At 40.3% G+C, this 12,676-nt stretch carries 8 protein-coding genes; all 8 read left to right on the forward strand.

Annotation, left to right across the window (positions count from 1 at the left end):
- Positions 1–32 precede the first annotated feature (32 nt).
- The 8 genes from AACU32_RS04755 (at position 33) to AACU32_RS04790 (ending at position 12,666) form a co-directional block, all read left to right on the forward strand.
- Positions 33–377, forward strand: coding sequence for a hypothetical protein (locus AACU32_RS04755; protein WP_096598316.1), 345 nt, complete (start codon positions 33–35; stop codon positions 375–377).
- Entirely contained in the window at positions 359–3,400 is a 3,042-nt protein-coding gene (locus tag AACU32_RS04760; RefSeq protein WP_096598318.1) for an SUMF1/EgtB/PvdO family nonheme iron enzyme, read from the forward strand. The genes AACU32_RS04755 and AACU32_RS04760 overlap by 19 nt, the downstream gene beginning before the upstream one ends.
- A gap of 1,115 nt (positions 3,401–4,515) precedes the next feature.
- Positions 4,516–5,151, forward strand: coding sequence for a YybH family protein (locus tag AACU32_RS04765; RefSeq protein ID WP_096598322.1), 636 nt, complete (start codon positions 4,516–4,518; stop codon positions 5,149–5,151).
- 8 nt (positions 5,152–5,159) lie between these two features.
- The gene (locus AACU32_RS04770; protein ID WP_339377514.1) at positions 5,160–6,470 is read left to right on the forward strand and encodes a glycosyltransferase; all 1,311 of its coding nucleotides are present in this window, start codon (positions 5,160–5,162) and stop codon (positions 6,468–6,470) included.
- A gap of 273 nt (positions 6,471–6,743) precedes the next feature.
- Positions 6,744–7,685 (forward strand): geranylgeranylglycerol-phosphate geranylgeranyltransferase, encoded by a 942-nt coding sequence (locus tag AACU32_RS04775; RefSeq protein WP_096598324.1) that lies wholly within the window; start codon positions 6,744–6,746, stop codon positions 7,683–7,685.
- 281 nt (positions 7,686–7,966) lie between these two features.
- Complete coding sequence (locus tag AACU32_RS04780; protein ID WP_096598326.1) at positions 7,967–9,259, forward strand: AAA family ATPase; 1,293 nt, start codon at positions 7,967–7,969, stop codon at positions 9,257–9,259.
- A 4-nt stretch (positions 9,260–9,263) separates the two neighbouring features.
- Entirely contained in the window at positions 9,264–9,911 is a 648-nt protein-coding gene (locus AACU32_RS04785) for a hypothetical protein (RefSeq protein WP_339377515.1), read from the forward strand.
- Positions 9,912–10,167: 256 nt separating this feature from the next.
- Positions 10,168–12,666 carry a CPBP family glutamic-type intramembrane protease gene (locus AACU32_RS04790; protein WP_096598330.1) on the forward strand — a complete coding sequence of 833 codons (2,499 nt, stop codon included), beginning with the start codon at positions 10,168–10,170 and terminating at the stop codon, positions 12,664–12,666.
- Positions 12,667–12,676: the final 10 nt, after the last annotated feature.

A 12,676-nucleotide genomic window follows, 5' to 3' on the forward strand; every position in this document is an offset into this window, starting at 1 on the left:
CAGATAAAAAAATCAAAATTTTAGAGGTATACATGAGTGAAATTCTACTTTGTTCAATAGTTATTTCATCCCAACTGCCACCAGATGAAATAGAGTATTTAGAAACATTGTTGGGAATGAGTTCAATCAAGTTACAAAAGCCACTAAATCGGGTAATAGGAGTAGATGATATTGTTTTGGTCATTTCCGGGGTAGCAGCAACAGCCCAATTAGTGGATTACAGTATCAAAACTGCTAAAGCAATTAATAATTGGCGGCGAAAATTGCGAGAAAAAGGGATAGAACCAAAAGGCAAGTTAGAACAGCCAAAACGCCCTCCTCTTGACTTAAGTACCGCTACTGATGAAGAAATAGAAGAATGGCTGTCTCAAAAGTAGATGTAAACGTTCCCCTTAGTCCAGGGATAGAAAAAGTTACTGAACAAGAAAATTCGTTTAGTAATCAAATTCTGATTTTGTTTTCAGCCCCTCTACTCAATGAAAATTTATCACCGATAGAGAATTTATCGCTCCAAGAAGAAATTAATGCGATCGCTTTAGTATTAAAGGCTATATCTCATCCGATAGCAGTGGAAATAGTGGTGAAAGTAGCCACTTCACAGACTCTACAAGATGTGTTGTCTCATCGTGTCAAACCACTGATTATTCATTTTATTGGTCATGGAATGAGGGATACTGAGACTACAGCCTTGGTATTAGAAGATGAAGTAGGAATTGCTCGTTATTTTAGTGAAGAAGAATTGGCGATCGCCTTATCAAATCAGCAGCAAGCACCTTGTCAATTAGCATTGTTAAATGCCTGTCATTCAGAAAAGTTAGCTCAAGCTTTTGTAAAGGCAAAAGTGCCTCATGTGATTGCGGTTAACGCTGAGGATAAAATTTTAGATGTGGCAGCTAGATGTTTTTCTCGACGACTTTATCAAGCATTATTCAATCAAGATGCGATCGCTGATGCTTTTTTAGTCAGTCGCAATGCAGTTAAACTTGATGATAAATTAAGAAAACTCTTTAACTCTCAGACTGGTCAGCAAGGAGTTAATTTTGATGAAGCCTTCAAATTTCGATTACTACCCCAAACTTCCCATAATCAATCGCTGATTATAGAACCAGCCGATTCTCACCAAGTTATCTATCCCCAGTGGTCAAATACTAATATTCCCCGCGACGATCCCAACTTTATCGGACGCAGACAAGAAATACATCATGTAATTCAAGCACTGGTAGAGTCGGATAAGCGTTGTATTGCTCTTCATGGTATGGGAGGAATAGGTAAAACTGCTTTAGCTTATGCCATTGGTCAGTGGTTACATGAGCGTAATCGCTATCATGATGGAGTTTGGTTTATTAGTTTGCGCGATACTGATTCTGTCGGAACCCTAATTACCAAAATCAAGCAGAGTCTTGAATTAAAGAGTTTTGCCTTAGAAAAAGAATTAAAAAATAGCCGAGTGTTTTTGATTCTCGATGATTTGGATAAATTAATTGCCAAAGAAGCCGATGAACTCATTCACCTTTTGAACTCGCTTTTAGAACAGTGTCCTAATTTAAGAATTTTGTTAACCTCCCGTGATTCTCTAGTCAGGGATATCCTTTATTGCCATCAAGAAGAAGTTTGCAGTATGGGAGCATCAGAAACAAGAGAGATATTTAAAAAATATGCTCCATCACAAGCACAATGGGGAAATGATCATGATTTGGCAGAAAATTTTCATCTTTTAGTAAAGTTTCTGGATGGCTATCCTTTACCCATTAAACTAGCAGCATCTTACATGGCAGAAAATCAATTTACTATCAAGATGCTCTGTGAAGAATTGCAAATTGAACCACTGGAAATTCTTGATTCTTATTCTCCTGAAGAAAGAAAAGAAAGAAGTCTGCGGATAACTTTAGAGCGTTCCTTTGAGATGTTATCGGTAGAAGCTCAAGATTTATTTCCTTTATTGGCTTTTTTTCCGAGTGGGTTAAGTCGTGATTTAGTTAGGGCGATTAAGGGTAGAAGTGGTCAGCAAGCTTTGATGGAATTGTTTAAGTTTTCAATGGCAGAAAAGTCTCCTACTGCATCTGATTGGAGAGTAACTTTACCCGAACCTGCCCGTACTTACGCAGAAAGTAAATTGCAGAAAGGAAGAAGACTTGACGATATTGCTCCGCAAGTTTTAGATTTTTATTATAAAAATTTCTGTGACACAGTTATCAAGCTTTTTAGCAATAGAGATGATAATAAAGGACGGCAATTGCTTCTGCAAGAAAATTCAAATTTAATCTTGTTTCTAGAATGGGGTTATGAGCAGGAATTCAGTTCAGAACAAATCTGTTGCAGTGCCAGAATAACAGCTTCATTAAGTCCTTATTGGCGTTGGATTGAACCAAATCAAGACCCTTTGGCGAGATTGGATTTGGCTTTAGCAGCAGCCCAAAGAAATCAGGATCGAGTGGGAGAAGATTTAGTTAAAAATGCTATAGCTGCTTTTTCTTCTCAAGAAGTATTTAAAGATGTTCAATCTTTGGGACAAGAAAGTGATGAGCTAAAATTCTTTGAGTTTAAAACTGTTACCGTCAACTTTATTGGCGAAATAATCAAGCAAGACACCAAACTCGCTCAACACTACAGCGAAAAACTTGGTAACAACGTCACCCTAGAAATGGTATCCATCCCCGAAGGCAGTTTTATCATGGGTTCACCGGAAGATGAAGCCCAACGTTACAAAAGTGAAAGCCCTCAGCACGAAGTAATTGTTCCACCCTTCTTCATTGGTAAGTACCCCGTAACTCAGGGACAATGGCAAGCAGTAGCTTCTCTACCGCAGGTAAACCGACAACTTAAACCTCACCCATCGTATTTCAAAGGTGATAACCTACCAGTTGAGAATGTCTCTTGGTATGAAGCGGTTGAGTTTTGCGATCGCCTATCTCAATATACAGGCAAAAGCTACCGCCTTCCTAGTGAAGCAGAATGGGAATATGCCTGTAGAGCCGGGACAAAAACACCATTCCATTTTGGTGAGACAATTACTTCAGAGTTAGCCAATTATCGTGCTACCGAAAGTTACGCTGCTGGGGTAAAAGGAAGATATCGACAAGAAACAACAGAAGTAGGCAGCTTTAAAGTAGCTAATGCTTTTGGGTTATACGATATGCACGGGAATGTATGGGAATGGTGTCTTGACGATTGGCATCATAGCTATGAAGGTGCGCCAACAGATGGTAGTGCGTGGTTGGATGATGATAATAATTTTGACAAAAAACGAGGAAGAGCCGTACTGCGGGGCGGTTCCTGGGGCAACATTCCTAGTAACTGCCGTTCCGCGTCCCGCAACCTCATCAATAGGGCGGAGCGCGACTACTTCAACATTGATGTTGGTTTTCGTGTTGTCTGCGCGTTCGGGAGGATTATCCGGTAGCCCTTTATACTTTAGTCTTTTTACCCTTTACACTTGTTCTTTTTTTCTCTTTCTTTGTCGCCTTAAGGAGACTCGAATTTGTTGACGCTTCGGCTACGCTCAGTGTCAACAGAAATATTACAGCGCTTTTCACGTAAATAGACCACGCGGTAGGGGCACGGCACTGCCGTGCCCTCTAGAATATATTGATGTGTCGCCAACCCAGTTTTTCGGTAAACACAAGTCCTTTGTTTAACAAGGTGACGACTTTGTTTAACAAGGTTAGAACTTTGTTTAACAAGGTTAGAACTTTGTTTAACAAGGTTAGAACTTTCTTTAACAAGGTTAGAACTTTCTTTAACAAAGTTAGAACTTTGTTTAACAAGGTTAGAACTTTCTTTAACAAGGTTAGAACTTTCTTTAACAAGGTTAGAACTTTCTTTAACAAGGTTACAACTTTCTTTAACAAGACAAGTCTTTTTTGAGTCTTGGAAGGAATGAAACAGCGTTGCTTTTCAAGGGGGGTTGGGGGCAGCACATTGGTGTCAACTTAAGCTAAAAGCTATATAGGGCAGGCGTTGTATAAATACCTCACGCCCTCATCCCCTAACCTCTTCTCCCTAAGGGATGCTGCTGGCGAATGGTTGGTTTGACCCCGTTCTCTCGCTTACCCGACATACCGCCCGCAGGCTGGAAGCCTGGGGCTAACGCTACAAAGCCCACCTTCGTGGGCTAAATTTTCTTAGCCCACGAAGGTGGGCTTTGTACGATTAGCCGCACCCTTCTAGGGTGACGGCGGTCTGTTGGATAAGCGAGGGGTAATTTGCCGGACATCATATCAAATGTCCAAAAAACCTTGACCATTGACTCAAGACCATTGACTCAAGACCAGAATATATAACGGTTTTCGGTTGAGTCCAATACACTCTTGAGGGCACGGCAGTGCCGTGCCCCTACCCACAACGATATAATTTTGTATTGCATCCAACTGAGAACCGCTATATATGTGCTAGTTGCGTAAGTCCTGTACTTCATACTTCAGCCTTCAGTTGACTTGATAGCAGTTAAAGTTCATTCTGTTTAATAGCATTAAAAATAGCATCCGTAATTGTAACCAAATGTATAGACTTTTTTATATGTTGAAACAGAGATGGACAAACGGATATAAATACACGCAGCTACTTTGCTGTATTTTGTTACTGCTGGTAATTTGGAATATACCACAATCGGCTCTAGCAGATAATAACCAGGAGATTAGCGCGATTATTCGCACGCGAGAAATTGCTTTACAAGCTTTGAACGATCGCAATTTTTCTCAAATCGCACCTTACTTACACCCAACTTTCACCATTACAACGGTTGATAATCAGGTTTTTCACAAAGTCCCTGAGTTTGAGAAATACTGGAATCAGCAGTTTAATAATACAATCAAAGATATCAACATGAATATTCAGGGAGAGCCTGTGAGAACTTTTCTCTCGCCGGAGACAGTGGTTTCCGCTGGAGATGCGATCGCATCTTTCTCTTTTAAAGATGGTAAAACCGCAGATATGGCGATGCGATGGACAGCAGTGCTGCAAAAACTTCAGGAAAAATGGACAATTCAATCGCTGCATTTCTCCTCTAATCTTCTCGATAACCCCGTATTAAATGCAGCCAAAAAACTGAGGTGGATTGTGGGAATAGCCGCAGGGGTGGGCGGTTTTCTGTTGGGTGCATTGACAATGTTGTTATTACCTCGCCAGCCTCAGCAAACAACCGAGAGGGCGTAGCAACTAAAGTGGCAAGAAACATTAATCAGCCAAGTAATAATATCAGCGTTCATCGCGATCGCCGTCTGCGGGCAACTTTAGTAGTTATACTGATATGGTGTCTTGTAAGTTTGTGGCATTTGCAACCCAAAACCCAGTGGATGATCGTCGGGTTAACCTTGGTGCTGACTGTGCAAATGTTACGAATGCTGATGGCAAAACCAGCCACATTGGTAATTGAGAACAATGCTGATTTACCGCCAGTCTCGATTATAGTTCCCGCTAAAAATGAAAGTGCAGTCCTAGCAGATTTAGTTCACAGCATATTCCAGGTGAATTATAACAGCGATCGCCTAGATATTTGGATCGTTGATGACGGCAGTACCGATGACACCCCAGAAATTTTGAGCCAATTACAAACTCAATTTCCGCTGTTACAAGTTCATCGCCGAGAATCAAAAGGTGGTAAATCTGGGGCGCTGAATGCAGTTTTCCCCTTCACCCAAGGCGAGATTCTCTTAATCTGCGATGCTGATGCTCAATTACCTGCTAATATTCTCCAGCAAACAGTACCGCTGTTTGAAAAGCCAGGTATTGGTGCAGTGCAAGTCCGAAAAGCGATCGCCAATGCAGACACGAATTTCTTCACCCGTTGTCAACAGATGGAAATGATGTGTGATAGTTTTCTGCAAACCCATCGCCTTGCTATTGGCGGAATGTCTGAGTTGCGGGGGAATGGAATGTTACTGCGGCGGGATTTGCTAGAAAAGTGCAAGGGTTGGAATGAGGACACAGTTACCGATGATTTGGATCTGTGCTTCAAACTTTATTTGCTAGGTAAGGAAATTGAGTTTGTCACATTTCCAGCCATTCAAGAAGAAGCAGTGACAACCTGGAAACAACTATGGTATCAACATTGTCGCTGGGCCGAAGGTGGCTATCAGCGTTATCTCGACTATTTTCCCCAAATCCTGACTCTGGGTTGGCAGAAAGAACTGGATTTATTATTGTTTTTTTTATTACAATTTATCCTGCCAATTGCCCTGATTCCCGATTTACTATGGACAATATTTTATAGCGATCGCCCGGTGCTGTGGCCATTACAGACAATATTGAGTATCATTTTAACAGTAGCTTTTATCGCCGGACTTTACCAATATCAAAATTTACGCGGCTGGCCTTTGCTGTGGGCAACCATCCAAGGTTCTCTCTACATGGTACATTGGGTGCCGGTGATGATGGTAGTCACATTAAGAATGTGTGTGCAAAAACAGCGATCGCGCTGGATTAAAACCACCCATCGCGGTAAAAATATTTACAGTGATTCAGGCAGTAAATGAGCATGGATACCTTAGATAATTATCGACGCATCATCAATAAGGTACATCATAGCCCCCTCCTCGCTTGCGGGGAGGGGGTTGGGGGTGGGGTTCTTTTATATCTCTCAACTAACAAGTGCGAGCGCCAATTGTAGATTTTTTTAACAAACACCTTGACAAAATTCCTAGATAAATATAACTGAGATAGACTGAAGTAAGTAGGTGACACGCTGCGCGTCTTTCTAGATACAAAGATATTTCTAATTACCCACATGAAAATATGTGAGGTGAGTGATGAGAGAACAATTGCATATTAACAAAAAAGCTGATGCGTTCACTTCTGCATCAGGACAAAATGCTTCTCCTTCTCCCCAAGAGAATCACACAATCAGATTGATTCGTGATTTTGCCCAACTTTTCCGATTACCAGTTGCTATTGTTGCGGCTTTAACAGGCTGTGCTACCATCTATGCAATCAATTCAGCAGCTTCATTACAGCAATATCTCTTAACAGCAATTATATTAATCTTGACACACGCTGCGGCCTGTGCAATTAATGACTATTGGGATGTGGATAAAGACCGCATAGATCACCCCCAAAGACCACTCCCATCTGGTCGGATTTCACCTCAACAAGTTTGGTGGACAGCTTTGATTTTGTTTATCGGCGCGGTGGTAGCGGCTATTCCTCTAGGAATTTCTTGCTTGATTTTAGTAACTGTCAGTTCCATCTTGCTGTGGAATTACTCCCATATACTACTGCGAAGCGGGATTTTGGCTAATTTTATTGTCGCCACGATCGCATCTGCGGTGATTTTGCTGGGTAGTTTGGTTGGAGATCGACCTTTTGCGATGCTTTACCCAATTGGCTTCGTATTTTTATATACCTTAGCTAAGGAAATTATCTGGGATTTACATGATACAGCAGGCGATCGCAGTCAGGGAATAGTCACAATTGCCAATAGCTGGGGAAAGGAAACGGCTTTTGGGATTGCTTGGGGATTAATGGGCACATTGATTATCTCAATTGCGATCGCCCTGCTATTATTACCGATGGCACATACCCTCATGTTTTTCGTATTTTCCACAGCCATGTTGGTGAGTGTGGCGATCGCACTGCTACGCTATCAACAGCAAGGTAGTGTGACTGCTTACGAAGGATTTGTCTTCTGGGAACGGATTGCGATGTTACTGGGAGTAGTAGGCTTGTTAGGCACAGCCCCAGCATTGTTATAAACTATTGGGATGATATTTCCTACATAGGTAGGGGCACAACATTGTTGTGCCCTTGTGATAATTTGATCTCATACCAATTTAATATGAAGATGCATATAATTAGCCTGCAAAGGCAGGCTTTGTTTGTGTAGCCCCAGGCTTCTAGCCTTGCAGCTTTAATATGCAGCCTAACATAGAATTGATATCACCAAGTAGTCATCTGCCGTATATAGTAATTTGCATTTGAATAGACAACTGTAAAGGCACGATAAGATTATTCTTAGTTGAGCAGGGGATATTAAATGTCTCAAATAGAAGGCTTTAGGGTGAGAAATTACAGAGTTCTTCGTGATATTACATTAGGGAAGTTGTGGAACACACAGAATGCCAAGCCACTAGCACCAATGACAGCTGTCATCGGTAAAAATGGCGTGGGTAAAAGTACAATTTTTGACACTTTTGGCTTTCTTGCAGATTGCTTAAAGAATGGCGTAGAGGAAGCGTGTGATTCTCGTGGTCGTGGTGGATTTGAGAGAATTCGTTCCCAAGGACAACAAGGAAGTATTGAATTTGATATCTATTATAAAGAAAATCATAATGCTCGACCAATTACCTATGAGTTAGCAATAGATATTGACTCATCTGGAAGACCTTATGTAAAAAGAGAGAGACTCAGACAACGAAGAAAAGGACAAGATAAAGGAAAACCTTTTTCTTTTCTCATTCTCAATGAAGGTAGAGGAATTGTCTGGAAAGGTGAACAAGAAGGCAAACAATTTGAGGAAGAAGAAAGTGATTTAAATTTGTCAATATTCATCGAAAAAATCCAAAAAGGTGAAGCCCAAGAGGAGAGTAAAGGAACTGAGATAGTTGAACTTGACGACAAGCGAAAACTAGGAATCGCCACTTTGGGGTCACTTAAACAACACCCAAGAATTTCTATGTTTAGGAGATTTATTGAAGGATGGTATTTAAGCTATTTTACTCCAGATGCTGCACGAAGTTTGCCGCTGGCTGGGCCGCAAAAGCATCTAAATATTCATGGAGATAATTTGGGTAATGTAGTTCAGTTTATGGAGAGAGAACATCCCAAAAAGTTTCAATCTATCTTGGAAAAAATATCTAGTAAAATTCCCGGTATAAACAAGATTAGCACCGAAAAAAGCCCAGATGGCAGACTCCTGCTTCAATTTAATGACAAGGGTTTTCAAGACCCATTTTATGCTCAACAAATGTCAGATGGAACACTTAAATTATTTGCCTATCTCCTGTTGTTAGAAGACCCTTCACCTCCACCATTTTTGTGCATTGAAGAACCAGAAAATGGACTTTACCATAAACTTTTAGAAACCCTAGCACGAGAATTCCGCGAACACGCTACAAATCAGAAAGGTGGATCGCAAGTATTTGTCACAACTCATCAACCATATTTTGTAGATGCCCTTGAACCAGAAGAAGTTTGGGTTCTGGAAAAGGGTGAGGATGGGTTTGCTAAAATTAAGCGAGCTAGTGAAGATCCGCTGATTAATAACCTTGTTGCTGAAGGCTTGCCCCTTGGCGGACTTTGGTATAGTGACTACTTGGATGCAAGGTGATTATATGCACTTTGAGATCCTAGTTGAAGATATTTCCGGCAAAAAATCTCTGGAAATTCTTGTCCCAAAAATTATTAACACCGAACAACACACATTTAATATTCATGCTTACAAAGGAATAGGGCATATTCCTAAAAATTTAACATCTACTTCTGACCCCAAAAAACGAATTCTGCTTGATCAGTTGCCGCGACTTATTCAAGGTTATGGTAAAACATTGTCTTATTTCCCTGCTGTACTCATTGTCATTTGCGATCTTGACGAGCGATGCTTGAGTAGTTTTCGCAAAGAACTACTTGACATTGTAAATTCTTGTAATCCTAAACCAAAAACGCAATTTTGTATCGCTATTGAAGAAGGAGAAGCATGGTACTTAGGTGATTTAGCAGCAGTGAAAGCAGCTTATCCGAGTGCAAAAGAAGCAATCCTAAATTCCTACACCAATGATGATATCTGTGGCACATGGGAGAAGTTAGCTGACGCAGTATATTCCGGTGGTTGCCAAAAGTTGTCTAAACTTGGTCATCAGGCAATTGGTAAAGAAAAGTCAACTTGGGCAGAAAGAATCTCTCCCCTGATGGACATTGACAAGAATCAGTCACCAAGCTTCTGCTATTTTCGAGATAAACTTCGACTTTTGAGTGGACAGTAGAGCGATTCAGAGAGAAACTAAAGAATCATGCTGCATTTGCTGATAGCGATCGCTATTCTAAATCACCACCAAGCCGATGCATTCACAATAAGGTTTTTTAACAATTCGGTTGTGCCTGAATAATAAGAAAAACTAATAAATCATTGACTGATGATTATATTTGGAATCAATGACTCCGTAATTACCCTGTTGAGCGAGTTAATTTCACGCCAGATTTACAGTAAGATTATCAGTAAATCAAAATTGATGATAATCTATGATTTGGCGTGGATTGAGTCGAAAAACTAGGGTAAGATTTACCATATTGGTACTGCTAGTATTCATCGTAGTCATTGCTCTGTCGCAACTTTCACCAAAACAGCCTCAGATCGTCAAACAAGAAAGCCATTACGCCGTACATCTTCGCCAAGATTTTAATCAATCTAGTTTTTATCCTGTTACCCAAATTCCATCTACCAACGTTTATAAACCGATTGCTGATTGGGTAGGAAGATTAATTTTACCCACAAAACAACAATTACAAGATGGCGTGGATTGGGTATGGATGGAAGTGCAATATGCACCACCCACAGCACAAAATTTGCTAGGAAATATTGTGCGTTTGCAGTGGAAAAATAATAAAAATTTACAGGATTACGTTCAAGCTGTAACGCAAGAGATAAATTTCACTCCAGAAGTAATCAAAAGTCAACAAAAAGGGATCGTTCATCCTGTTCGGCTAAATGGAGTTGGTAAGGTAGGGGTTTTACGTTCTTTAGCTGGTGCAAATCCTGATGATCAGACAATTGTGGCTTTAGATGCAACTACAAATATTGCTACAAGTGGTAAAACAAATATTTTGCAAATTGAGCATGAACCTGTTGTGGTAACTGGGAGGTTTTACGGGTTAGTAAAAATAATTAACCCGATAGCTGCTCAACAAAACCAGAAAAACGATTATTTTTTGGTACAACACTATAACCCTAATTCTAATAAATTTGATGGACTGCAAGAAACTATTCGCATTCCCCAACAAGTAATTGACTCGCGCGATTTTGCTCCTTCAAGTGTACAGGAAATTGAAAAATCACCAGCGGGTAAAGATGGGTGGTATATTTACGGCGCTAAAGATGCAAAAGGTATATTTACAGTAAGTGCGATCGCACCTCGTTCTCTGTTGCAAATTAAACCCCGGCAAATCATTACTAATGAGCAATCAGCAATAAATTATATCAAAGCGGCAAATTGGGGAGATACTGAAGAAAAGAAAGGTAAATTTAATACTGTATTCTTAAAACCTGGAGATTCAGCCAATCAATCTAGATTAAACTGGCAAGCAGGCGATAAAGCGATCGCACTGCACCTATTTGGGGGAATTGGCGGACGTAAAGCGGAAACATCAGCAATACCTTATACTATCACCGGACATTTTGCTTTTGGCATCGCAGAAGTTATTCGCGACGAATTTACAAAAGAATTACGCTTCGACATTAAATACTATCAAATTTATGCCCATAACCCAGATGGAATTATTGCTGCACAGCATACATGGGCTGATTATATGGGTAATTTACAACGTGGTTGGTTAGCGACACGCCCAGTATCAGATATTCTCATCAAATTCGATCCTGTCACCCAAGATTATAATTTTGATGGCATTAAAGTTTCGCCTTTAGAGGAATTCCAGCGACAATTACAAGTCACAATGGCGCGTTATCGGGTAGGTGATGGTACTGGTGGCGCAATGGTATCACCTGCAACTTCATGCATCCAAGACTCCAGCCAAGCACTGTTTGCAGCGATACTAGCAATTAAAAATCAAGTTGCGCAAAATAATTCAATTCAAACTTGGATAAAAGCAAACTCCAATCACCCCCAAGCAATCCGTTTTCAGCAACTAGTTGAATTAGGCGAATCTTTGAATCAACAATTAGCACCCTTGGGGATAGTTCGTGCTGATTGGCAGAGTCAAGCAGGTATACTAGCGGGTACGGGAAGAAGCAAGGCAACGAAACCATTTCAAGATAGTAGTATTTGGGCTGGTTTAACAACATGGCGCACAATAATGCCTAGATTTGCTCATGATGACCTCGCCGCAATATTTTTAAAACATGGTGCGATAATGCAAGTATTGCGCACCAATCAAGTCGGTGGTTGGCAAGCTGATATTACACCAATTGCACCAACAATATTTTTAGGACAAATTAAGATTCCCTTTACTGATATTGCACCGTTGTCAATTCTTTTAACTCGCTTTTTAGCATCATTATCAGTGCCGACAATCCAAGATTGGGTAGTGATTATTTTAATGTTAATCATTTATAGCCTGATTGCTCTACCTTATGGCTGGAAATCTGAATTTTTACAAATACAAGTTTGGTCAGCAAATAGAATTAACAAAAGCTTGTTAATATTACGTTGTTTATTTGCACCTGCATTGCTTGAAGAAATATTTTTTCGCGTGTTTTTGCTGCCACATCCCAGCGAAAATAGCTATTGGTTAGCATGGAGTTTGTGGTCAATAGTCAGTTTAGCGTTATTTATTTTGTATCATCCATTCAATGCTAAAACCTTTTTTAAAGCTGGATATCCCACATTTACTAATCGTGATTATCTGGCTTTAACCGCATTGTTAGGAATTATCTGTACTGTTGCTTATAACCTCACAGGCTCTTTGTTAGTCATAGTCTGCATTCACTGGGTTGTAGTAGTAATTTGGCTCATGGTTTTTGGCGGAATGGCTAAATTAGATAATAAGCAAAAAATTCCGAATTGAAATGAAAACT

The sequence above is a fragment of the Calothrix sp. NIES-2100 genome, from assembly GCF_963875285.1.
Taxonomy (GTDB): domain Bacteria; phylum Cyanobacteriota; class Cyanobacteriia; order Cyanobacteriales; family Nostocaceae; genus Aulosira.